Annotated in this window: 15 protein-coding genes, 1 tRNA gene, 2 rRNA genes and 3 pseudogenes; 13 read left to right on the forward strand and 8 right to left on the reverse strand. The window is 61.8% G+C overall.

What is annotated here, in order from left to right; translation table 11 throughout:
* Window positions 1-588: 588 nt before the first annotated feature.
* From N0Q91_RS02720 to N0Q91_RS02730, 3 genes are all read left to right on the forward strand, one after another.
* Window positions 589-3,452 (forward strand): 23S ribosomal RNA (locus N0Q91_RS02720).
* Window positions 3,453-3,698: 246 nt separating this feature from the next.
* Window positions 3,699-3,813, forward strand: a 5S ribosomal RNA gene (gene rrf / locus N0Q91_RS02725).
* A gap of 130 nt (window positions 3,814-3,943) precedes the next feature.
* Window positions 3,944-4,020, forward strand: a tRNA-Met gene (locus tag N0Q91_RS02730).
* 29 nt (window positions 4,021-4,049) lie between these two features.
* Here the strand turns inward: N0Q91_RS02730 and N0Q91_RS02735 are convergent.
* The 7 genes from N0Q91_RS02735 to N0Q91_RS02765 all read right to left on the reverse strand — a co-directional run bounded on the left by N0Q91_RS02735 (window position 4,050) and on the right by N0Q91_RS02765 (window position 12,081).
* Window positions 4,050-4,379, reverse strand: a complete 330-nt coding sequence (locus tag N0Q91_RS02735) for a hypothetical protein (protein ID WP_275597259.1) — start codon at window positions 4,377-4,379, stop codon at window positions 4,050-4,052.
* A 469-nt stretch (window positions 4,380-4,848) separates the two neighbouring features.
* On the reverse strand, window positions 4,849-5,841 hold the full coding sequence (locus N0Q91_RS02740; protein WP_275597260.1) for an ABC transporter ATP-binding protein: 993 nt from the start codon (window positions 5,839-5,841) through the stop codon (window positions 4,849-4,851).
* 4 nt (window positions 5,842-5,845) lie between these two features.
* Entirely contained in the window at window positions 5,846-6,814 is a 969-nt protein-coding gene (locus N0Q91_RS02745; RefSeq protein ID WP_275597261.1) for an ABC transporter ATP-binding protein, read from the reverse strand.
* An 11-nt stretch (window positions 6,815-6,825) separates the two neighbouring features.
* Window positions 6,826-8,031, reverse strand: coding sequence for an ABC transporter permease (locus N0Q91_RS02750; protein WP_275597262.1), 1,206 nt, complete (start codon window positions 8,029-8,031; stop codon window positions 6,826-6,828).
* On the reverse strand, window positions 8,028-9,008 hold the full coding sequence (locus tag N0Q91_RS02755) for an ABC transporter permease (RefSeq protein ID WP_275597263.1): 981 nt from the start codon (window positions 9,006-9,008) through the stop codon (window positions 8,028-8,030). The genes N0Q91_RS02750 and N0Q91_RS02755 overlap by 4 nt, the downstream gene beginning before the upstream one ends.
* Window positions 9,008-10,408, reverse strand: coding sequence for a class-II fumarase/aspartase family protein (locus N0Q91_RS02760; RefSeq protein WP_275597264.1), 1,401 nt, complete (start codon window positions 10,406-10,408; stop codon window positions 9,008-9,010). Before N0Q91_RS02760 ends, N0Q91_RS02755 begins: the two co-directional genes overlap by 1 nt.
* 65 nt (window positions 10,409-10,473) lie before the next feature.
* Window positions 10,474-12,081, reverse strand: coding sequence for an ABC transporter substrate-binding protein (locus N0Q91_RS02765; RefSeq protein WP_275597265.1), 1,608 nt, complete (start codon window positions 12,079-12,081; stop codon window positions 10,474-10,476).
* A gap of 122 nt (window positions 12,082-12,203) precedes the next feature.
* Between N0Q91_RS02765 and N0Q91_RS02770 the strand changes: the two genes are divergently transcribed.
* A complete protein-coding gene (locus N0Q91_RS02770) occupies window positions 12,204-13,091 on the forward strand; it encodes a LysR substrate-binding domain-containing protein (RefSeq protein WP_275597266.1) in 888 nt (295 codons plus the stop codon).
* Window positions 13,092-13,255: 164 nt separating this feature from the next.
* Here the strand turns inward: N0Q91_RS02770 and N0Q91_RS02775 are convergent, their stop codons facing one another.
* Window positions 13,256-14,191, reverse strand: a complete 936-nt coding sequence (locus N0Q91_RS02775; RefSeq protein ID WP_275597267.1) for a sugar-binding transcriptional regulator — start codon at window positions 14,189-14,191, stop codon at window positions 13,256-13,258.
* Between the two features lie 372 nt (window positions 14,192-14,563).
* Between N0Q91_RS02775 and N0Q91_RS02780 the strand changes: the two are divergent.
* The 9 genes and pseudogenes from N0Q91_RS02780 (at window position 14,564) to N0Q91_RS02820 (ending at window position 24,432) form a co-directional block, all read left to right on the forward strand.
* Window positions 14,564-16,191, forward strand: a pseudogene (locus N0Q91_RS02780) (ABC transporter substrate-binding protein).
* 93 nt (window positions 16,192-16,284) lie between these two features.
* Window positions 16,285-17,297: pseudogene (locus N0Q91_RS02785) on the forward strand (ABC transporter ATP-binding protein).
* Complete coding sequence (locus N0Q91_RS02790; RefSeq protein WP_275597268.1) at window positions 17,294-18,292, forward strand: ABC transporter ATP-binding protein; 999 nt, start codon at window positions 17,294-17,296, stop codon at window positions 18,290-18,292. The pseudogene N0Q91_RS02785 and the gene N0Q91_RS02790 overlap by 4 nt, the downstream one beginning before the upstream one ends.
* Window positions 18,289-19,214 (forward strand): annotated as a pseudogene (locus tag N0Q91_RS02795) (ABC transporter permease). The gene N0Q91_RS02790 and the pseudogene N0Q91_RS02795 overlap by 4 nt, the downstream one beginning before the upstream one ends.
* A 17-nt stretch (window positions 19,215-19,231) precedes the next feature.
* Window positions 19,232-20,113 (forward strand): ABC transporter permease, encoded by an 882-nt coding sequence (locus tag N0Q91_RS02800; RefSeq protein WP_018099333.1) that lies wholly within the window; start codon window positions 19,232-19,234, stop codon window positions 20,111-20,113.
* Between the two features lie 11 nt (window positions 20,114-20,124).
* Window positions 20,125-20,892, forward strand: coding sequence for a glycerophosphodiester phosphodiesterase family protein (locus N0Q91_RS02805; protein WP_275597269.1), 768 nt, complete (start codon window positions 20,125-20,127; stop codon window positions 20,890-20,892).
* Between the two features lie 63 nt (window positions 20,893-20,955).
* Window positions 20,956-21,870 carry a TIM barrel protein gene (locus tag N0Q91_RS02810; protein WP_275597270.1) on the forward strand — a complete coding sequence of 305 codons (915 nt, stop codon included), beginning with the start codon at window positions 20,956-20,958 and terminating at the stop codon, window positions 21,868-21,870.
* 387 nt (window positions 21,871-22,257) lie between these two features.
* Entirely contained in the window at window positions 22,258-23,085 is an 828-nt protein-coding gene (locus N0Q91_RS02815; protein ID WP_275597271.1) for a transporter substrate-binding domain-containing protein, read from the forward strand.
* 66 nt (window positions 23,086-23,151) lie between these two features.
* Window positions 23,152-24,432 (forward strand): NAD(P)/FAD-dependent oxidoreductase, encoded by a 1,281-nt coding sequence (locus N0Q91_RS02820; protein ID WP_275597272.1) that lies wholly within the window; start codon window positions 23,152-23,154, stop codon window positions 24,430-24,432.
* Window positions 24,433-24,449: the final 17 nt, after the last annotated feature.

The following is a 24,449-nucleotide window of genomic DNA, read 5'->3' on the forward strand; positions in this document are numbered from 1 at the left end:
CTTTGCTTCGTTGGAGTGCCGAAGCTGTGGGTTGGATATCCTTGGAGAAAATAGGTTTGCATCGTCTCTATGATGAGATGGATGCCTGTTCTGCTTACATTGTGAAGAGAAGATATGTCTGGAAGCTTCCAGGTGTTTTGAGCGGTCGAAAGATCGTTTCGAGACGTCCGAGCCCAGTCCCGAAGAAGCCATGGATGGTCTAGCCGACCGGACGTGGCAGAGGGTCTGGAGGTAGGAAGGAAGTCTTGTCGTCAGGGCATGATCGTTGTTGGGGTGTTCTTCGGAGCGCGCCTCTGACGGTCGTGTCGGATTGGTGTTGCCTGACCGCGCATCACCGGACAGATCTCGAGAAGCTGGTCTTAAGATATGGCCTTGAAGTCGCTCGGCGTGACTTTTGTGAGGACCATATCGAACACGTCGATGGCATCATGAGATGATCCGATTGTAAAAGGTAATCGGATCTCTGGGCGGCATTTGCGGCACATTCAGTTGTGCCCGGATAGCCAGGTTTGGCTGCCCTGCGAGGCGACAAGCCGAGTGGGTAAGCTTAGCCAAACCCAGATAGTGATGAGCATTGGCAATGAGAACGATCAAGTGAAAGAAGGGCATTTGGTGGATGCCTTGGCATGCACAGGCGATGAAGGACGTGATACGCTGCGAAAAGCCGTGGGGAGCTGCGAATGAGCTTTGATCCATGGATCTCCGAATGGGGCAACCCACCTTAGATGCTTGGAAAATCATTTTGGTTGGCAGCTGGTATCGAAGCCTTAAGGCTTCGCAAGGCCAGAGGCCGTCGCCGGTTATCCGGCGTCAAGAAACCAAAGTGGTTTCCAAGCATTGTTGAAAGGTATCTTATCCTGAATTCAATAGGGATAAGAAGCGAACGCAGGGAACTGAAACATCTAAGTACCTGCAGGAAAGGACATCAACCGAGACTCCGCAAGTAGTGGCGAGCGAACGCGGACCAGGCCAGTGGCAATGAGGAATGAAGTGGAAGGATCTGGAAAGGTCTGCCGCAGTGGGTGACAGCCCCGTACACGTATAACACTCATTGTCCTTGAGTAAGGCGGGACACGTGAAATCCTGTCTGAACATGGGGAGACCACTCTCCAAGCCTAAGTACTCGTGCATGACCGATAGCGAACAAGTACCGTGAGGGAAAGGTGAAAAGCACCCCGACAAGGGGAGTGAAATAGAACCTGAAACCGGATGCCTACAAACAGTCGGAGCCCGCAAGGGTGACGGCGTACCTTTTGTATAATGGGTCAACGACTTAGTGTGACATGCAAGCTTAAGCCGGTAGGTGTAGGCGTAGCGAAAGCGAGTTCTGAATAGGGCGTTTAGTATGTCGCATTAGACCCGAAACCGAGTGATCTAGCCATGAGCAGGTTGAAGGTTGGGTAACACCAACTGGAGGACCGAACCCGCATCTGTTGCAATAGATTGGGATGACTTGTGGCTAGGGGTGAAAGGCCAATCAAACTCGGAAATAGCTGGTTCTCCGCGAAAACTATTTAGGTAGTGCGTCGACCGAATACCCTCGGGGGTAGAGCACTGGATGGGCTATGGGGACTCACCGTCTTACTGATCCTAACCAAACTCCGAATACCGAGGAGTACTAGTCGGCAGACACACGGCGGGTGCTAACGTCCGTCGTGAAAAGGGCAACAACCCTGACCTCCAGCTAAGGTCCCCAAGTCATGGCTAAGTGGGAAAGGATGTGAGGATCCCAAAACAACCAGGATGTTGGCTTAGAAGCAGCCATCATTTAAAGAAAGCGTAACAGCTCACTGGTCTAAATAAGGGTCTTTGCGCCGAAAATGTAACGGGGCTGAAGCCATGCACCGAAGCTGAGGCTTATACACTTAGGTGTATAGGGGTAGCGGAGCGTTCCGTAAGCCAGTGAAGGGATACCCGTGAGGGGTCCTGGAGGTATCGGAAGTGCGAATGTTGACATGAGTAACGATAAAGAGGGTGAGAGACCCTCTCGCCGAAAGACCAAGGGTTCCTGCTTAAAGTTAATCTGAGCAGGGTTAGCCGGCCCCTAAGACGAGGCGGACACGCGTAGTCGATGGGAACCACGTTAATATTCGTGGGCCTGGTGGTAGTGACGGATTGCTCAACTTGTCCGGACTTATTGGATTGTCCGGGCGGGGACGCGGTTCCAGGAAATAGCTCCACCGTATAGACCGTACCCGAAACCGACACAGGTGGTCAGGTAGAGTATACCAAGGCGCTTGAGAGAACTATGTTGAAGGAACTCGGCAAATTGCACGCGTAACTTCGGAAGAAGCGTGACCCTTTTCTACGCAAGTAGGATGGGGTGGCACAGACCAGGGGGTAGCGACTGTTTATCAAAAACACAGGGCTCTGCGAAGTCGCAAGACGACGTATAGGGTCTGACGCCTGCCCGGTGCTGGAAGGTTAAGAGGAGGGGTGCAAGCTCTGAATCGAAGCCCCAGTAAACGGCGGCCGTAACTATAACGGTCCTAAGGTAGCGAAATTCCTTGTCGGGTAAGTTCCGACCTGCACGAATGGCGTAACGACTTCCCCGCTGTCTCCAACATAGACTCAGTGAAATTGAATTCCCCGTGAAGATGCGGGGTTCCTGCGGTCAGACGGAAAGACCCCGTGCACCTTTACTATAGCTTTACACTGGCATTCGTGTCGGCATGTGTAGGATAGGTGGTAGGCTTTGAAGCGGGGACGCCAGTTCTCGTGGAGCCATCCTTGAAATACCACCCTTATCGTCATGGATGTCTAACCGCGGTCCGTCATCCGGATCCGGGACAGTGTATGGTGGGTAGTTTGACTGGGGCGGTCGCCTCCGAAAGAGTAACGGAGGCGCGCGATGGTGGGCTCAGAGCGGTCGGAAATCGCTCGTCGAGTGCAATGGCATAAGCCCGCCTGACTGCGAGACTGACAAGTCGAGCAGAGACGAAAGTCGGTCATAGTGATCCGGTGGTCCCGCGTGGAAGGGCCATCGCTCAACGGATAAAAGGTACGCCGGGGATAACAGGCTGATGACCCCCAAGAGTCCATATCGACGGGGTTGTTTGGCACCTCGATGTCGGCTCATCGCATCCTGGGGCTGGAGCAGGTCCCAAGGGTTTGGCTGTTCGCCAATTAAAGCGGTACGTGAGCTGGGTTCAGAACGTCGTGAGACAGTTCGGTCCCTATCTGCCGTGGGTGTAGGAATATTGACAGGATCTGTCCCTAGTACGAGAGGACCGGGATGGACATATCTCTGGTGGACCTGTTGTCCTGCCAAGGGCATAGCAGGGTAGCTATATATGGAAGGGATAACCGCTGAAGGCATCTAAGCGGGAAACCCACCTGAAAACGAGTATTCCCTTGAGAACCGTGGAAGACGACCACGTTGATAGGCCGGGTGTGGAAGTGCGGCAACGCATGAAGCTTACCGGTACTAATCGTTCGATCGGCTTGATCGTTCCCATTGCTTATGCTCATCAAAGATGAGCATCATTCTTCTGTCCTCAAGCTGCCGCGATCGCAAGATCGCTGCGCTGCGGACGGCGCGCCGGACAACCGGCGGCTCGGCTCTGCCGGCTGCTGGAATGATCCGGACAAGACATCAAAAAAGACGTGTTCAAAAGAAGTCGAGCGTTAAACCGCCCGCTTCACCAGCTTCTCAATTCGGTTTGCGCCCATAAGGCGCAAATCTTGCGCTTTGCCGACCTGGTGGTTCTGGCGGGGTGGCTGCACCCGTTCCCATTCCGAACACGGCCGTGAAACGCCCCAGCGCCGATGGTACTTCGTCTTAAGACGCGGGAGAGTAGGTCGCTGCCAGGTCTGCAAATCGCAAGAGAAACAAACCGATCATCTTCTCTCACACGGCCGAAACAAAACGGCCAACAAACCGACCTTTGCTACGCAAAACTCGGACGGAATAACGAGATTTTGCTGCGCAAAACTCGGATAACGCGGGGTGGAGCAGCCCGGTAGCTCGTCAGGCTCATAACCTGAAGGCCGCAGGTTCAAATCCTGCCCCCGCAACCAAAATTACCTGCGATCCCTGAAGAGCCCCCTCATGGGGCTTTTTTGCGTTTTGGGGCGAGATCGGGCACGCCGGTGCGTGGCTTCTCCAGATAATCGTGACGCGCCAAGGCCTCGAACTGCTTCTCCATGATCGTCGCCGCTTCCATCGCCGCGAGGATCGACGCGATGCGGCCGTGGACTTCGAGTGATGCCGGCTGGTGGCCCGGGGTCTTGCCGATCACCACTTTCTGGATGAACTGGCGCACGATGTTGATGAACGGCTGTTTCGTTTCCGGGCCCTCGCCAAGGCTTTGTTCGATGATCAGGCAATGGATGAGACGGCGGTCAGTGAAATCCTGAAAGACGTTGAGCCACCGCACGGAAGCGGACCTGATGCGGTCGTGACGCAGGCAACTCCAATCCTTCCTTAACCCTTGCCGCTTAGCTCGGCCGACCCTTCGCGTAGAAGGTCCGAGTAACAAACCTCATGAAGTGAATTGACCAAGCTAACAGCAATCAAAACCTTCCAACGTAAGATCGACGCGTATTGTGAGCTACGTATTTCGACCACCTTTTCCGGCGAAGAAGCCGAAGCCCTCGGGGCCTATATGCGGCGGCTAATCGGAAGACGGTGTGGGCCACCCCGAACGGCAGGCCGCACCGAATGGGATGTCGTTGCCCGCATGACCGGGATCGATGCTCGATCGCTTGCTTTGCATCACCGCTTGATCGACCCCGGGCTACTGCCGCCGGGGGAGGCGGCCCGTCACCCGATCAGAACTGGAAAACTCCGACCCGCGGCTTCAAAGTCCTTGGTATGATACCCTCTGATTTAAGGATTGCACGCGACTATCGGGCCTCGGCATTCAGGCATGCATGGGCGTGCGCCGGCGTGATCTCGCCCAGATCGGGCCGCGTCCGGCTGCAATGTTCCGTTGCGATTGGACAGCGGGGATGGAAATAGCATCCCGGGGGCGGGTTGAGCGGCGAGGGGATCTCGCCTTTGATCGGCATGAACGTACGTCGCCGCAGCGAAATCTTGGGCATGCCGTCGAGCAGCATGCGCGTATAGGGATGCATCGGGGCCGCGAAGAGCTGCTCGGTCTCGCCAAGCTCGACGACGCGGCCGAGATACATGACTGCGACGCGGTCGCAGAGATGGCGGATGACGCCGAGGTCGTGGCTGATGAAGATCATCGCCAGGCCGCTATCGCGCTTGATGTCCATCAGCAGGTTTATGATCTGCGCCTGCACGGAGACGTCGAGGGCGGCCACCGCCTCGTCGCAGATCAGCATCTGCGGCTTGACGGCGAGCGCCCGGGCAATGCCAACGCGCTGGCGCTGGCCGCCGGAAAACTGATGCGGATAGCGGTTGATGCTGTCGGCCGGCAGGCCGACGCGGGCGAGGATCCGGGTCACGTAGTCGCGCATCTCGGAGCGCGGCACCAGCCCGTGGAGCACCGCGGCCTCGCCGACGATATCGCCGACCCGCAGGCGCGGATTGAGCGAGGAGAGCGGGTCCTGGAAGACCATCTGGATCTTCAGCGCGTCGCGTTTGCGGGCGAGGAAGCTCTCATAGGGTTCGCCGCGGAAGCGCCGTTCGCCGGAGGAGACCGGCAGGATGCCGGCGATCATGCGCGCCAGCGTCGATTTCCCGCAGCCGGATTCGCCGACGACGCCGAGCGTCTCGCCGGCCTTCAGCGACAGCGAGACATTGTCGACGGCGCGGAGTATGGCGGGCGGATGGGTGTTGGTGAACCTGGCCGTCAGCCTCTGCAGGGCGCTTCGGCCCGCCGTGAAGCTGCGTGACAGATCCTTTGCCTCGAAAATGGTCTCGTTCAAGCCTTTAGTCCTCGAATGGGTGGTAGCACCAGATGCTGTGCGTGGCGGATGCCGCGGTTGCCGGCACCGGCTCGTCGCAGACCGCGGTCGCCCGCTCGCAGCGGCTCGCGAAGGGACAGCCCTTCCCGAGTGTAAGCAGCGAGGGCATGTTGCCGGGGATCTGCTTCAGCTTCTCGCCCGGAACGTTGCGCGAGGGCACGGAATCGAGAAGCCTGCGCGTATAGGGATGGCGGGCGCCTCCGATGATCTCCTCGGTCGTGCCGATTTCCATCATTGCCCCGGCATACATAACCATGATCCGGTCGGCGAGCTCGGAAAGCGTCGAAAGATCATGGGTGATCCAGATCATGCCGAGGCCGCGTTCGTCGATCTGCCGGCGGATATGATAGATGATCTGCGCCTGGATGGTGACGTCGAGCGCCGTCGTCGGCTCGTCGGCGATAATCATGTCAGGGTTCATCAAGAGCGCCGTGGCGATGACGACGCGCTGGCGCATGCCGCCGGACATCTCATGCGGATAGGCGTTCAGCCGCTCCGCCGGCGAGGGGATGCCGACGGCCTTCAGCGCATCGACGCAGCGGTCGTGCATCTCCGCGCGGGAGACGCTTTCGTGCTCGTCGATCGCCTCGTACATCTGGTCGCGCACCCGCATCAGGGGGTCCAGCGTCATCAGCGGGTTCTGGAAAACCATGGCGATCCTGCGGCCGCGATAAACGCGCATTGCGTCGAAGGAGAGCGCCGTCAGTTCCTCGCCGTCGAGGGCGATCGAGCCGGAGACGACGCGGCCGGGCTCGTCGATCTGGCCCATGATCGACATGCCGGTCACCGACTTGCCCGAGCCGGATTCGCCGACGATGCCAAGCACCTCGCCGCGGCGAAGGTCGAAGGAAATGTCGCGCACCGACCTGATCACACCCTGGCGGGTGAAAAACCATGTATTGAGGCCGTTGACCTGAAAAAAGGGCTTCGTCATCTCCGGCTCCTCTAGCGGTCGAGCCGCGGGTTGTTGAGATCGCGTAGCCGGTCGCCGAGCAGGTTCATGGCGACGATCATCACCAGGAGCGCGACACCCGGATAGATGCTGATCCAGTACTTGTGCGAAAAGATGAACTCGTAGCCGCTGGCGATCAGCATGCCGAGCGACGGACGGGTCAGCGGCAGGCCGACGCCGAGGAAGCTCAGCGACGATTCCAGCGAGATGGCGGCGGCGATGTTCAGGGTGAAGAGTACGATGATCTGCGGCATGCAGTTCGGCAGCACATGGCGCAGCATGATGCGGGTCGGCGAAAGACGCAGGCATCGCGCGGCCTCGACATATTCCTTGCCGAGCTCGCTCATCGCGAAGGAGCGCGCCGTGCGGGCATAGTAGGACCATTGTACGATAACGATGGCGAGCACCACCTTGCTGACGCCGTTGCCGAGGATAGCGAGGATCGCGAGGCCGACGAGGAGCGCCGGCAGGCCGAGCATGAAATCGACGGCGCGCATGATGATGGCGTCCGTCACCCCGCCCCGCCAGGCCGACAGCAGGCCGAGCCCGGTACCGACCACCAGGGCGGTGCCCGCCGCCACGAGGCCGACGAAGACGCTGATGCGGATGCCGTATAGGGTTGCCGAGAGCATGTCGCGGCCGAAGCTGTCGGTGCCCAGGTGGAAGACGAAGCCGGTTTCCTGGTCCGTCGACTTGGCGACGGCGACAAACGTGAAATTCGCCGGAAGCGTGCCGCTGAGGCGGACCTTGCCGTCCTTGGGATCGGTGATGGTCCACCAGGGCTGGACGATGTGCTTCTTGGCGCCCTCGACGGTGACGCCGGCGGGCAGGTTGCGGATCTGCAGGCTGGCGAGCGGCGTTCCGGCCGGTTCCACGCCGACATCGAGACAGTTCTCGCCGCAGGAGGTGGGGGCGATCGTCTGGCGGGCCTGTGCCGCGGCGGCGGGCTGGACCGAGGTCGTGGCGCTTTCGACGCGGACGGTGGCGCGGACTTCCTCGCCGGACAGCACGCTTTTCGAACCGGCGGGCTTCAGCGCGTTTGAAAGCTGCAGCTTGGTCAGGTCGTAGGGGTCGGTCGGCGAGATCAGCGGCGCAAAGAGCGCGCAGAACACGAAGGCGAGACAGACGACAAGGCTGACGACGGCGGCGCGGCTTTCGGCGAAGCGGCCCGCGAAATCCTTGAAACCGGTGGTGCTCATGTGCGTTGTCCCAGGACGGATTTGACGCGCGGATCGATGGCCATGTGCAGGACGTCGACGACGAAGTTGATGGCGATGAAGAGCAGCGCCGTATAGGTGAGCTGCGCGACGATCAGCGGCCGGTCGAGGACCTTGATGGAATTGATGAGAAGTTTGCCGAGCCCCGGCCAGGAGAAGACCGTTTCGGTGATGACGCCATAGGCCAGCAGGTTGCCGAGCTCGATGCCGGTGACGGTTATCAGCGGCACAAGCGCGTTGCGCAGGATATGGCCGACGATCACCTTGCGGGTGCGCACGCCCTTGGCATAGGCGAACTTGACGAAGTCGAGGCGGGAGATCTCCATCGTCGCGGCGCGGGTGACGCGCATCAGCAACGACATCTTCAGGAGCGCCAGGCTGAAGGCCGGCATGACGATGTGCGACCAGCCGTCGAGTGTCCAGAGACTGCTGGTGATGCCGAGATGGGTGGCGACTTGGCCCCTGTCGCCGACCGGCAGGATCGGCAGCGCGATGCCGAAGGCGACGATCAGCAGCATGCCCTGCCAGAAGGTCGGAATGCTGACGCCGATCAGCGAGAAAGCCATGACGCCGCGACCGACCGGCGATTGCGGCCGCAGCCCCGAATAAAGCCCGGCGGGCACGGAAATCGCGACGGCGATGAGGAAGGCGACCGCGCCGAGTTCCAGGCTCGCCGGCAGGCGCTGCAGGATGATGCTGATCGCCGGCTCCTTGTAGACGAAGGAGGCGCCCCAGTCGCCTTGCATGGCGTTGCCCAGGAAGACGAGATATTGCTGCCAGAGCGGCTTGTCGAGGCCGAGCGCGGCGATCGCTGCCAGCCTGTCGGCCTCCGAGGCTTCCGAGGAGATCAGGATGTCGGCGGGATTGCCGATCATCCAGACGCCGACGAAGAGCACGACCGACAAGACGAGGACGACGATCACGCTTTGCAGCAGGCGTTGCAGCACGAAGGAGAGCATCAGCGGGCGGCCTTCAGATAGACGTTGATGTTGCGCTCTTCTGCCGTCGGGATCGCCTGCGTGATATCAGCGGCCAGCGATCCGAAATGCAGCGCGTATTCGGCGCAGATGCCGCCGATATTGCCCTGTTCGAGACGGCTTTCGATATCGGACGCGAGGGCGGCGCCATCAGGAAGATGGGCAAGCTCTTGCAGGAACGGCGCCCTGCCGTCGGCGGCGGCGATCGCCGCGTCATGCACCAGTTCGTGTCCCTTGTGCTTGCCGAGCGTCCTGCCGAGCTGCATCATGGCATACTCGCCGAAGATCGCACCATGCGACAAGTCGAGATTGGCCCGCATTCGCTTGGTATCGACCTGGAGGTCGCGCACCAGAAGTTCGGTTCGCACGAGGATTTCGGAAATGGTGCCGACGACCTCGACCAATCCGTCCTCGAAAGTCTGGTTGGCGCTCCCGTCCGACTCGAAGGGCCGGTGCGCTGTCGCCATCAGCATGCCGGCGCAGGAATAGAGCCGGTTGCTGTTGGCGACGATGCCGTAGCAGAGGATCGGATTGATCTTCTGCGGCATGGTGGAGGAGCCGATGCTGCCGTCGATGCGGCCCTCATGCAGCTCGCCATATTCTTCCGACGTGCTCTGATAGACTTCCTCGGCGATCTTGTGGCAGACGGCGGCCGTCAGGCTGAGCGCATTGACATAATCGCACATATGCGTGCGGATCGCCCGCGAGGGGATAGCCATCTCGTCCATGCCGAGGAGGGCCGCGGCCCGTGACTGGACGGCGGGACCCTCCCGGCCGAGCGCCGAAAAGCAGCCGACGGCGCCGCCCGTCATGACGACGAAGGCCCGCTTTTCGGCTTCCTTCAGCCGCTCCGCCGCCTGCAGGAATTCCTCGATCCACACGGCAACCTTGAAGCCGAAGGTGATGGGCACGGCATGGCGGTAATGGGTGCGCCCCGCCATGACCGTATTGGCATGGTCGCGGGCATGGCGGCCAAGATGACGCAGGATATCGGCAAGCAGCCCGTCAAGCACCTTCTGGGCGCGCTTGGCGACCAGCAGCAGGCCGGTCTGGATGACGTTCTGCGTGGTGATGCCCCAATGGACATAGCCGCCATGCTCAGGCCCGCAGAGCCTCACGAGATCGTTGATGAGCGGCATCAGCGGGTGCCGGGTCGTGCGGTAGGCCTCTTCCAGCCGCCGCATGTCGAGAAATTCGTAGCGGCAGTGATCGGCGATAACCTTGGCGGAGGCCGCCGGGATCATGCCGAGTTCGCCCTGGGCGAGCGCCACGGCCTTTTCGACATCAAGGAAGGCCTGGTAGAGCGCCGGCGCCGCGAAGGCATCCCGCAATCCCCGATAGTCGTATTGCGACGCGAGCACGTCGTTGAATTCAGTACCCATCTGGCTTTCAACTTTCGTGAGGAAAGGGCGAGGCGGAAGGGAACCGCCTCGCCAGGTCGCCGCGTTTATTCGGGGCGTGCGGTGTAGAAAATGTTCGTCAGATTGGCATTGGCGTCGAAATGCACGCCGTTGCGCACGCCCCAGACGCCGAACTCGTGATAGAGCGGCACCAAAGCCTCGTCCTTGCGCGCCTGGGCGACGGCGGCGCGGAGCAGTTCCTCGCGTTTGGCATCGTCGAGCATCGACTGTGCCTCTTCCAGGAATTTGTCGGTCTCCGGGCCGGAATAGCGGCCGCGATTGGCGCCGCCCCAGCCGCGGTCCGGGTTGCGGGTGCCGACGACATTGATCATCTGGCTGAGGCCTTCGCCCGTATCGGCGGCTGCACCGGCGAGATAGAGACTATACTCGTAGGCGCTCGCCTTGGTGAAGTAGATGCTGAGAGGGAAGGTCTCGAGCGTCACGTTGAGGCCTGCTTGCGACAGCATCGCCGTGACCGCCTGAGCCACCTGCGCGCCGTTGACGTAGCGATCGCTCGGTGCGCTCAGCGTCAGCGAAAAGCCGTTCGGATAACCGGCTTCGGCGAGTAGGCGCTTCGCCTCTTGCGGATCATAGGGGAAGGGCTCGATGGTCGGATTGTGGCCGAATATGCCGTCGACGACGATCTGGCTCGCCGGCTGCGCCATGCCGCCCATGATCGTCTCGGCGATCTCGTCGCGGTTGATGGCAAGGTTCAGCGCACGGCGCACGCGCGGATCAAGGAAGGGGTTCTTGCCATCGGTGCCGGAGACTTTCGGGGTCGGCTCCTGACCCTGGTCGGGCAGCAGGAAGATCAGGAGCGTCGACGGCATAAAGGAAAGATGCAGCTTGTCGGAGGACTGGATGCTGTCGATGCTGTTGATCGGAACGGCATTGATGACGTCCACCGAGCCGCCGAGCAGGGCTGCGATGCGGGCGCTGTTGTCGGGCAGGGATTTGACCAGAACGGAATCATAGGCGGCCGGCGTTCCGTAGTATTGCTCGTTCCGCTCCAGCGCGATGTCGACGTCCGGCGTGAATTTCTTGACCTTGTAGTGACCGATACCCGGCGAGAGGCCGCCGTTGTTGAATGCGGCCGTATCCAGCCAGTTGTCGTTGCCGCAGGTCGTGTCGTCATAGGTCAGCGTGCGGCCGGTCGGGTTTTCGACAATGCCGATATTGCTGAGGCTGCGCAGAAGATTCGGATCGGATTTCTTGGTGCTGATTTCGATCTTGCCGTCGCCCAGATCCTTGATGCCGGCGATCGTGGCGATGAAGCTCGAGAAGAGGCCGGGGCTGTTGGGAACGTTGCGCACCCGGCAGAGCGAATAGATCACATCGTCGGCTCCGAGCGGATTGCCGTCATCGAACTTGGCCTTCGGCTCGAGGGTGATGCTCCATTTCGTGTCGCCTTCGATGCGCCAGGATTGCGCCAGACGCGGCTCGACGCTGCCGCTGACGCCGTTGTTATAGACGAGCGCATCCGAGACGTTTTCGCGAAGATCGAAATTGTAGCCGGCGCGGTGGAAATGTGGATCGACCGAGGTCGCGATCGCGGCCAGCCCGACGCGCAGTTGTTCGGCCGAGGCCGGGACGGCGGCGAGCGTGGTGGCAGCTGCAAGCGCCGAAGCCAGGCTTGCCAGTGACAGACGTTTCATGGTTCTCCTCCCATTTTCCTGGAGGTGACCGTAGCGTCGCGCCACTTGGTAAAAAATCGATTTTATTTCCTCTCTATTGAGTTTTTCTCAACGAAAAGTTATGGGAAACAGAGGGGGCAAAGATGGCACAGAGACCTGGGCGCAGCCTGCCGCCGATGACCTCGCTGCCCGTTTTCGATGCGGTCGGGCGGCATATGAGTATCGCCAAGGCGGCGAACGAACTCTGTCTGACAGCCGGCGCTGTGAGCCGGCAGATCCAGAATCTCGAAGCCTTTCTGGGTTGCGAGCTTTTTGAGCGGGTGCATCGGCGCATCGCGTTTACGCCGGCCGGCGAAGTCTATTGGACGAAGATTCATGCCTCGCTCGATACGATCCGAGGTGTGACGCGCGATCTCGCCGTGGGTATCGAGCGACGGCCGCTCGTCATCGGTAGCCCGCGCGTCTTTTTACAGAAGTGCATCATGCCGGCGCTTGGCACGCTCTATGCCCGCAACCCCGATATTGTCGTGAAATTCGTTACCGGCGCACAGGACATCGATAGCGTCGACGGCACAATCCACGTCGGCGAGGCAATCGATCGCAAGGGCGTCCTCTGCGAAATTCTCGGCGATGCCGACCTGACGCCGGTCTGCAGCCCCTCTTACCTGCGTCGTGCGCCGAAGCTCGAAACCCCCGATGATCTCGAGCATCATACGCTTTTGCGCTCGGCCGAATTCACCCGCAACTGGGAACGCTGGCTCGGCCTCCGCTCGCCAAGGATCTTCGCCCATGCGCGCTTCATCGACATGGAGAGTTCCGGTCTCGAGCCGACGGCCGCCGTCGAAGGGCTGGGCATTGCCATTGTCCGCCAAAGGCTGGTGAAGCGGGAACTGGCGGAAGGCCAGCTTATCGCTCTGTTCGAGAAAAACATGGTGCATGAGCACTATTTCTTCATGTTCGCCGAGCCGAAGCTTCGATCCCACAGCTTCCGGTCCTTCCGCACTTGGCTCAGGGACGCGGTTGCGGAATAGAACCGCCGGTCGGATCCTTGCCGAAGTGCCCGTCCGGTCCCTGAACGACGGACCTTTACCAGCTTGGCCCGGTTACAAAAAGGCCCGCATCAGCGGGCCTTTTCGCGTTTTGGGTTTGCCCAGCGCCAATGCGGCGGCCGTCCTCCAATGCGGATTCCGGTCAATCACCTCTGCAGCATCGCCATGGCGCTGTCGGCGTCGGTGATCATGATCGTCGGCAGCCTCGCCCGTGCCAGGGCCAGGAGAATGTCGTGCTTGTGCGAACCGCCCGAAGCGACGATGCGGCAGGGGATGCGGCGGTATTCGTCGAACTCGGGCGAGAGCACCTGACGGTTGAGCGGGTGATCGACGGGATTTCCTTCGGCGTCGACATACCGGCCGAGGAGATCGCCGACCGCACCGAGGGCTATGAGGTCGCTCACCTTCGTCCCCTCCGGAAGGCCATAGCGCACCTGCAGGGAGTGCTGCGACATGTCGCCGGCGCTGAGATAGGATATGTCGACGTCGCATATCTGGCGGAAGGTCTTGCGGAACACCGACTGGGCAATCACGGCCTCGCGCGATTGCGGCGTTTCGGCATAGATCGGCGCAACGAAATAGTGGCATTGCGCCTTCAGCACCTCCGCGAAGCCGCGGACGATCTCGAAGGTGTTGATCTCCGAACCATGCGTCAGCCCGCCCATCATCGATCGGACATCGATCCGGGGCTCGTTGGCGGGCGTCATATGCTGCATCGTCTCGCGCAAGGTCGCGCCCCAGCCAACGCCAATGGAATGTGGTTTCCGCGCCTGGATCAGGCGATCGAGATAGGCGGCGGCTCCGCGCCCGATAACGGCATGAACAAAGCGCGGATCGGCAGGGGTGGGCATGACCACGGCATCATCCAAGCCGAAACGGTCACGCAGCCGCGATTCCAGTTCGACACTCTCGACAAGGGGCGAACTGAAGCTGATCCTGACGACGCCCTGCTCCAGCGCCGCGGCAAGAAGCTCGTTCACCCTCCGGCGTGTGAGATTCATGCGCTCGCCGATCTGGGCCTGCGTCAGTCCTTCCACATGGTAGAGCCAAGCGGCCTTGGCCATCAGTTTCTGCTGCCCCATGCACCCCCCTGCAACGTTGCGCGTCTGCTCAGACCGCATGTCATCCTTAATCGGGCAAGGTGACATGGAGAAGAGTTACATACGTCACATCAGTGTTACACATGTGAACTAAACGGCTTCTGACGAATTCAGTTGGACGCCTTACTCCCCATGACTGCAGCTTCATTCCCTGTCGCTTTGCACCGCGCGTCGACCGGCTGCGCGAATGCGCAGGCGATGCCTCCGAAGGAGCTGAGGTGCCTCACAGTTCGCCGTCGAGCCCCTGTCACGAAAGTTTCACCCAAACATCAGGAAGACGACGTCTGGCGGAACTAGACCCGACGCTGAACGGCATCCGCGCGGGTGCTCGATTCCATCCAAAAGGAGAGTCTCATGCTTTCAATCAATCGGCGAGCCGCGCTCGGCCTCATGGGCGCGGCTGCGGGCAGCTTGATCTTGCCGCGCTTCGCGTTCAGCCAAGGCAAGCGCCCGTCCGTCACCATCGCGGTGCAGAAGATCACCATCAACAATACGCTCGACGTCTGGAACGAGCAGTCGAATGTCGGTGAGCGCGTGTTCTTCCCGAACCTTTGGGAGGGCCTGATCCTGCGCGACTGGATGGGCAATCAGGGTCCGGTCCCCGGCCTTGCGACGGAATGGAAGCGTATCGACGACAAGACTCTCGAGCTGAAGCTGCGCCAGGGTGTGAAATTCCACAATGGCGACGAGCTCACGGCCGACGACGTCGTGTTCAGCTTCTCCGCGCAGCGCGTGTTCGGGGACACTCTGCCCGCAGGCGGCAAGACCGTTTTCGAGGATGAGCACAAGCCCGCAACCGCCAAGGAGCTGCCGGCAGTCGTGCCGGGCACCGGGCGGCGCCTGTGGCCGGCGCTTGCCGGCGTCGAGGCCGTCGACAAATATACCGTTCGCTTCCACAACGCGACGCCGGACGTCACCATCGAGGGCCGCCTTTATGCCTTCGGCAGCCAGATTGCCAACCGTCGCGCCTGGGACGAGGCGGCGACCTATATGGACTGGGCACGCAAGCCGATCACCACCGGCCCCTATATGGTCGGCGAACATAAGCCGGACGTTTCCTTGACGCTCGTCGCCTTCGACGACTACTGGGGCGGCCGCCCCCGCTGGAGCAGATCCGCTTCGTCGAGGTTCCGGAGGTTTCATCCCGCGTCAACGGCCTGCTCTCCGGCGAATACGACTTCGCCTGCGACCTGCCGCCGGACCAGATCGCCGCGGTTCAGGCCGCACCCGGATATGAGGTCCAGGGCTCGACGATCCACAACCACCGCATTTCCGTCTTCAATGTCCAGAACCCGACCCTTCAGGACCCGCTCGTCCGCCGGGCGATGACCCATTCGATCGACCGCCAGGCGATCGTCGATGCGCTCTGGTCCGGTCAGACGACCGTGCCGGCCGGCCTGCAGTTCCCCTTCTACGGTGACATGTTCGTCGAAGGCTGGACGGTTCCGGAGTATAATCCGCAACTCGCCAAGGACCTTCTGAAGCAGGCCAATTACAAGGGCGATGCGATCCCGTTCCGGCTTCTCAACAATTACTACACGAACCAGACTGCGAACGGCCAGATCATGGTCGAGATGTGGAAGCAGGTCGGCCTCAATGTCGAAATCCAGATGAAGGAAAACTGGGGCCAGATCCACGACCCGTCCGGCACGAAGGGCGTGCGCGACTGGTCGGCCGGCGCCTCCTTCAGCGATCCGGTCTCCTCGATCGTCGCCCAGTTCGGGCCTAACGGCGAGGTTCAGCAGAAGAAGGACTGGGCAAATGCCGAGGCCAACCAGATGGCCCAGATCCTCGAAACGGAAACCGATCATGCGAAACGCAAGAAGGCATTCGCCCGCATGCTCGAGATCTGCGAGCGCGAGGACCCGGCCTATCAGGTGCTTCACCAGAACGCGGTCTTCACCGGCATGAAGTCTTCGTTGAAGTGGAAGGCGGCGCCCGCCTTCGCCATGGATTTCCGCGCCGCCAACTGGGCGAGCTGAATTCGATCCAGCCGTGTTCCGGCAGCCCGGCGGCTGCCGGAATTCCTTGAGGACCGAGCGGCGATGCCGCGGTCGAAACACCGGGAATGAGAAATGGGCGCTGCCAAACCGGATCTCGTAGCGTTGCGGGACCTGAAGGTCGCTTTCGATGGCGTTCAGGTTCTGCATGGCATCGATCTCAATGTTGCCAAAGGAGAGGCTGTCGGCCTCGTCGGCGAGTCGGGATGCGGCAAGTCCGTGACCTGGCTCGCGGCTCTCGGGCTGCTTCCGGGCAAGGCGGCGGTCACGGGTTCTGTCCGGATCGACGGCCGGGAACTGTGCGGGCACCCCGCGCGACTCTCGAGGAGGTCCGCGGCGGGCGGATAGCAATGATTTTCCAGGACCCTTCGAGCTCTCTCAATCCCGTATTGCGCATCGGCCGCCAGATCGCCGAGGCGCTTTACATTCACCGCGGTCTTCGCGGGGATGCGGCGCGCCTTGAGGCCCTGCGGCTGATGGACATGGTCGGCATTCCCGATGCGGCGCGGCGCTTCGATCTCTATCCGCACGAATTTTCCGGTGGGCAGTGCCAGCGCCTGATGATCGCGATGGCGCTCGCGGGCCAGCCGGACCTGCTGATTGCCGACGAGCCGACCACGGCGCTCGACGCGACCATCCAGGCGCAGATCCTCGATCTTCTGAACACGCTTCGGGCCGAGACCGGCATGGCGCTGGTCTTCATCAGCCATGATCTGGGCGCGGTCTCGCAGGTTTGCGATCGCGTATGCGTCATGTATGCCGGCCGGATCGTGGAAGAGGGAAGCGTGGCGCAACTCTTCTCGGAGCCGCGGCATCCCTATACGCGGGGACTGTTCCATGCCATTCCGCGCATCGACGGGCCGCGCGACCGGCTGATCCCTATCCGGGGGACCGTACCGAACCCGAAACATCTGCCTGCGGGCTGTTCCTTCTCGCCCCGCTGCCCCCGCGCCGTCGACGCCTGCGGGAGCGATTACCCGCATCTCGAGCCCCAGGGCGACGGGCGCCGCCTTGCCTGCATGCGCCCCGTACCGACGGTCACGCGCGGCGACGCCGAGAGAAGAATTCCCGAAGGGCTGATGTCGTGACTGCGCTCATCGAAGCGGACGAACTCGTGCGCATCTACGAAGTCCGGCGCGGGCTCTTCGGCCGCCCAAATCCCGTGCGCGCCGTCGACGGAATTTCGCTCGCGGTCATGCCCGGCGAGACGCTCGGGATCGTGGGCGAATCGGGGTCCGGCAAATCGACATTGGGGCGGATGCTTCTGGGGCTCGATCCGGCGCAGACCGGCGAGGTGCGCTTCGCGGGAAGCCCTATGCCGAAATACGGTACCGCCGGGTGGCGGGCGCTGCGCGCCAAGATGCAACTCGTCTACCAGGATCCGCTTGCGGCACTCGACCGGCGCCTGACGATTGCCGCGCAAATCGGCGAGCCGCTCGATATTCACGGGCTCGTCCCGAAAGAACACCAGGCCGCCCGCATTGCCGAGCTGATGGCGGCTGTCGGGCTTCGTCCCGACCAGGCCGGGCGCTTCCCGCACGAGCTTTCCGGCGGCCAGCGGCAGCGGGCCGTCATCGCCCGCGCCCTTGCTTCGCGGCCGAAGCTCCTGGTCTGCGACGAGCCCGTCTCCGCCCTCGACGTTTCGATCCAGGCGCAGGTCGTCAATATGCTGCGCGACCTCCAGGAAAAGAACGGCATCGCCATGATCTTCATCAGCCACGATCTGAAGGTCGTACGCAATATCGCCGATCGCGTCGCGGTCATGTATCTCGGCCGAATCGTGGAGGAGGCTTCTTCCGACGTGATCTTCCGGTCGCCGCAGCATCCCTATACGAAGGCGCTGGTTTCGAGCGTCCCGGTCCCGGGCAAGCCGCTCGAAGGCCGGGTGATCCTGCAGGGCGAGCCGCCGAACCCGGCCGACCGTCCCTCGGGCTGCACCTTCCATCCCCGCTGTCCCGTTGCGCGTGACATTTGCCGCACGAGGGTGCCTTCGCTTCTCCGGACCGGCAACGGCCGGACGGCCGCCTGTCATGCCGTGGCGGGCGAAACCGCCTCGGTCGAGACCCTGAGGAGACGGGCATGATCCGCTTCGTTCTCGTGCGTCTGATGCGCGCCGTGATTACGATCCTGGCCGTGGTGACCTTCGCTTTCGTCGTGCTGCGCATGTCGGGCGATCCGGCCCAGGTGATGCTCGGTCCCGATGTGCCTCAGGACGCCGTCGATGCGTTCCGCAAAGCCTGGGGCCTCGACCAGCCGATCTGGATACAATACCTCGCCTATATCAAGTCGATCTTCACCGGAGATTTCGGCGTGTCCATGCGCGACAAGGCCTCGGCGCTCCACCTGGTTCTGGAGCGGGTGCCCGCGACGCTGCAATTGACGCTTCCGGCGCTGATCCTGAAGCTGATGATCGGTATCCCCGCCGGCGTCTATGCCGCGCTCCACCGCCAGAGCTTCGCCGATCGCGGCGTGATCACGCTGGCGATCATCGGCTTTACCGTTCCGTCCTTCGTCATGGGCCTCGTGCTCGTACTGATCTTTTCGGTTCTTCTCGGCATGCTGCCCTCCGGGGCCAAGATACCTGGATGCATGGAATTCTGCCGACGATCACGATGAGCATCGGCGGGATCGGCATTCTTGCCCGTTTCTCGCGCAGCGCCATGATCGAGGTGCTTGGGCAGCCCTATATCCGCACGGCCTCGGCGAAGGGGCTGAAATGGCGCGACGTCATCTGGAGCCATGCGCTTCCCAACGCCGCAGTCCCGATCGTCACCATCGTCGGCTTCATGGTCGGCTCGCTGATCGCCGGCGCGGTGGTGGTGGAGTCGATCTTCTCCTGGCCCGGTATCGGGCGGCTGCTGATCGTCTCGGTCAGCAACCGCGACCTCGCCGTCGTTCAGTGCATCCTGCTGATCATCGCTGCAGCAATGGTGATGTCGAACCTCGTCGTCGACCTGCTCTATGGCTGGCTCGACCCGCGGCTGCGTTCGCATGCCGGGCATTAGATCCAAGGAGATGCGCTATGGCTTCCGTTGATCTGGCAGAGAGATCGCCTCTTGCAGGATGGCTACGAGGCTCCCTTTCCTTCCTTCGCCGCAAGGTGCCGCTTTCGGTGGCCTTCGGCTTCCTCTGGCTCGCAGCGATGATCGTCATCGCGCTTTTTGCCGGCTATCTGCGGCCCTACGACATTACGGCGATGGATCTGACGAGCCGGCTGTCGGCCCCCGGGACGCTCAAGCACTGGCTCGGCACCGACGAGCTCGGCCGGGACGTGCTGTCGCGGCTGATCCAGTCGATCCGCGTCTCGCTGATCATCGCCTTCGGTGCGACGCTGCTTTCGGCGGTCTTCGGCACGGCGCTCGGTTTCGCGGCAGCGCGGTTTCGGGGCCTGACCGAGCATCTGGTCCTCGCGCTTGCCGATTTCCAGGCGGCCCTGCCATTTCTCATCATGTCGCTGGCGGTGCTGGCCTTCTTCGGCTCCTCCATGGTGCTGCTCGTCTGTCTCATGGGCTTCTACGGCTGGGAACGCTACGCGCGCATCGCCCGCGGCCTTGCGATCTCGGCCGGGGCGCAGGGCTATGCTGCCGCGGTGGTCCAACTTGGCGCCACCCCGGCGCGGGTCTATCTCCGCCATATCCTGCCCAATGTCGCATCGACGCTGATCGTGTCGATGACGCTGACGTTTCCGGAGATCATCCTGATGGAAAGCGGGTTGTCATTCCTCGGTCTCGGCGTGCAGCCCCCGGAAACGAGCCTCGGCAACATGGTCGGCTTCGGGCGCGAATATCTGACCCGCGCTCCCTGGATCATGCTCGCTCCGGCTGCCGTCATCATGCTCACGACCCTTTCCATCTCGCTTGTCGGCGACTGGCTTCGCGACAAGCTCGATCCCACCGTGCGTTAAGGACCAATCCCATGACGAAAATCATCGGCCACCGCGGCGCCCGCAATCTCTGGCCGGAAAACTCGCTGACGGGTTTTCGCAATGCGCTGCGGCTCGGCGTCGATGCCATCGAGTTCGACGTGCACCTGACCGATTCAGAAGAGCTGGTCGTCATCCACGACGCCACGCTGGACAGGACGGTACACGCGACCGGGCCGGTGCGCCGGATGACACCCGCGGTGCGGCTCGCGACGCCGTTGCGCGATACGGACGAGAGTATCCCGACCTTGAGCGACGTGCTGGGCATACTTGCAGCCAGGGACGGACTTCACTTGCATGTCGAGATCAAGTCCGACGAAACGGGAACGCCTTATCCTGGCATCGCCGTCCGAGTAGCGCAGGAGCTGCGGCGCTTCGGCGTCGACTACCGTTCCCATCTCACGTCTTTCGACAGATCGGTTCTCGAGGATTGCCGCCTCCATGCGCCGCATGTCGCGCGGCTCGTCTCCGTCAATGCCGACTGGGCGGCGCGGCAAGGCGGTCTCGCCGCCTTTCTCGCGGCCGCCGACGACCTCGTGGATATCGTAGCGATCCACCACGAATTGATGGCGGACGAGTGGGAACTCATCCGTAGCTCGGTGCCTGTGGAGCGGCTTTGCGTATGGACCCTCAACGATGAAGCGGGCGTCCGCCGCTGGCTCGAAAGGGGAATCGGGCATCTGACCTCGGACAGTCCCGATCTGGCGCTCGCTCTACGTGACGCCGAAGTCGCATCGATGCGCTTAGAGGAAAAGGTGTAGCGGTTTCCGACAGCGTGTATTTTCCAGTCCGGTCGCAGCCGGTCATCTCAATGGGGACAGTCAATGAGCAATATCATCGCAACCGGCTTCAGTTCGGGTTCCGTCGACGGCGAACTGGAGAGCCTCGAGGCCGACCTGCGCCGACTGAGGGAACTCGGCGTCGACACGGTCGAACTTGGCCTGACCAGCATCGACCTCATCGCCGGCGGAAGATTGATCAAGGAGCGCGTGGAGCGGCTTGTGGCGCTGACCCGCCAGTTTCCCTTTCGCTACACGGTTCACGGTCTCGTTTCCTCGAACTTCATGGATCCGGCAACGGCGGGCTATCAGCTGGGGGCGGCAAAGGCCCTGGTCGAGATCTGCGATCGCATCGGCGCCGGCATCATCGTTCAGCACGGCGGTCAGCTGCGTGCCGAGCAGCTTTTCGAGCGGGCGGAGGCAGACCGGCGCGAGCGTGACGCTTTGTTCGAACTCGCGGAATTCGCACGGCCCTACGGCGTGCGCATAGCGCTCGAAAATATCTTTTCGACGGCACCGGGACAGTATCGCCAGACACCGGCCGAGATCGCCGAGACGGTGAGGGCCGTCGACCATTCCAATCTGGTGGCGCTGATCGACTTGAGTCATGCCTATATCGAGTCCACCTATCGCGGCTTGAATTTTCCCGATCAGATCCGCGCCATGGCGCCCGTTGCCGGTCATCTTCACGTCCACGATTCCTTCGGCCGCCCGCAGGCCTTTTACCAGGCGTTCTATCCGCAGGAGGCGACAGCACTCGGCATCGGCGATCTGCACATGCCGCTCGGCTGGGGCGACATCGACTGGGAGGAAATTTTCCGTGAACTGACTTTCCTCCCGGAGACCGTGTTGATGATGGAGATCGGGCCGCGCTACCGCAACGAGCAGGCCGAATGCCTGAAACGTGCGCAAGGCCTGATGCGGTCCAATGGCGGCCGTACCGCAACGGCCGCCGAGTGATCGCTATGTGAAGTGCTCGTCACATGCGAGGCGGGGCTCGGGCGGAAGCCGCCCCCGCCTTCCGCGTCCACTCCTTGGCGCGCTTTCGGGACAGTGTGTAGAGCCTGGCTCCACTCCGTCGCTCTCAACACCGCCTTATCCTTCGCGCTCCGGCGGAGTCCATCACCGATTCGCATCGTCTCATCATTTCGTTTCATGGACCCGTGCGCCATGCGGCCTTGACACCGCGTCAGTAGGATTTACTAATTCAGTTGTCAGACATCTTATAACTGGGAGCACGCTGCATGTTCCGCAGATCATGCAGCAAAGTCGACGTGCTACAGCGACTTTTCCGTGCCTGCGAGGCAAGCGACGCTGTAGGACTGACCGATCGAAGAGGAGGATTGCGTGAAAGGACTAATTGCAAAGGTCGCTATCGGCGTTGCCGCACTGGCGTTCGTAACCGCCGCACAGGCGGGTGAGACGCTCGACCGCGTCATGGGCAAGAAGGCCATGGTGGTCGCCACCAATAGCGGCTGGCCGCCCCAGAGCTATCTCGACGACAGCAACGAGCTGGTCGGTTTCGATATCGACGTCTCCAAGGAGATCGCAAAGCGCCTTGGTGTCGAAGTGAGCTTCGAAACGCCCGACTGGGCGACCTTGACCGGCGGCCGCTGGCAAGGGCGCTACGATTTGGGTGTTGGCTCCGTCACCCCGACAAAGGCGCGTGCTCAGGTCATCGCTTTCGTCGGTATCTATTACTTCAGCCCCTATGTTTACGTGCTGCACAAGGACAGCCAGGCGAAATCCGTCGCAGACCTGAACGGCAAGATCATCGGCGTCGAAACGGCGACCACGTCGGAAGATTTCATTCGCCGCCGGCTCGAGATCGATGCGCCGGGCCTGCCGCCGATCGAATACAAGATCGAGCCGGGCGAGGTCCGCACCTTTGCCGATTCCATGCTGCCCTTCGACGATCTGCGTCTTGGCGACGGTGTGCGCCTCGATGCCGTCATCGCGCCGGAGCAGACAGCGCTCAACGCGATGAAAAACGGTTATCCGCTGCGCGTCCTCGAGGGCGAATATGCCTTCAGGGAGCCGTTGGTGGTCATCGCCGAAAAGGTCGATCCGGAGTGGACGAAGAAGGTTGGCGCCATCATCGACGAGATGAAGAAGGACGGCACGCTCGCGACGCTGACCACCAAGTGGTACGGCAAGGACTATAGCGCCGACTGAACCGATACCTGCGGGGGCGGCTCGCTGCCCCTCCGCCTTGCCACCGCGGTCGACGGGCGAGAGAAAATGTCCTATCCCAATACCTATTACAAACAGACAATAGCCGAAACGAATGTCAGACCGGCCCTCTCCGGGATGGTCGAATGCGATAGCGTAATCATCGGCGGCGGGCTCGCCGGCCTGACGACGGCGCTGCAGCTGGCGCGCGCCGGACAGTCGGTCATCGTTCTCGAAGCCGAAAGCGTCGGTTTCGGGGCCTCCGGCCGCAATGGCGGTTTCGTCAGCCCGGGTTTTGCCACCGGCAGCGACAATATCGCCCGGATGGCCGGGACCGAAGCGGCGCGACAGATACACCGGCTTTCGATCGAAGGCGTCGAATTCGTTCGCGAAACGATCGAGACGCTGAAGATCGAGGAGGCGAGGCCGCAGCCCGGCATCACGAGCGTATTGCGCTACGACGAGGGCGGCAGCCTGAAGGCGCATGCCGACGAGATGAGACGCGTTTACGGCTATGAACTCGACTATCTCTCCACCGACGAGGTCCGTTCGGTGTTGAAGTCGAACCGGTATTTCCACGCATTGCGCGACCGCAAAGCCTTCCACATGCACCCGCTCAACTATCTTCGCGGACTGGCGCGCGAGATCGAACGCCTTGGCGGCCGGATCTATGAGGGGTCGGCCGCGACCGGAAGCGTGCTCGACAGTGCCGAGAAGACGGTGTCCACGTCGGGTGGAAGTGTCAGAGCGCGTCATGTCGTGTTCACCACCGGCGGTTACACGGGTCCTTTGAACGGCCGGCTGAAACGTTCGTTCCTGCCGATCGCGACCTATGTCATGCTGAGCGAGGAAGCGCCGGAACTCATCCGTACCGCCATCGCCACCACGGACGCGATCGGCGACAACCGCCGCGCCGGCGACTATTATCGCGTCGTCGAAGGCGGGAAACGCCTACTTTGGGGCGGGCGCATCACCACCCGCGCGGCTTCGCCGGCAGCCTTGGCCGGGGAACTGCGGCGCGAAATGGTCGGGACCTATCCGCAGCTCAAGGATCTGAAGACCGAGCTCGCCTGGTCGGGACTGATGTCCTATGCGCGCCACCTCATGCCACAGATCGGAGAGATGCAGGCCGGAGTATGGCATTGCACGGCCTTTGGCGGTCACGGGCTGAACACGACCGCCATCGGCGGAAAGCTGGTGGCCGAAGGCATCCTGGGTCAGTCCGACCGCTACAAGCTGTTCAAGCCATTCGGGCTCGTCTGGGCCGGCGGCTATGCCGGGCTGGCGGTGGCCCAGCTCACCTATTGGAAACTGCAAGCTCAAGACTGGTGGCGCGAGCGCGCGGCCTGAATGCCGGAGAGAACCAA

The organism is Sinorhizobium prairiense (assembly GCF_029201645.2).
GTDB classification, from domain to species: domain Bacteria; phylum Pseudomonadota; class Alphaproteobacteria; order Rhizobiales; family Rhizobiaceae; genus Sinorhizobium; species Sinorhizobium meliloti_A.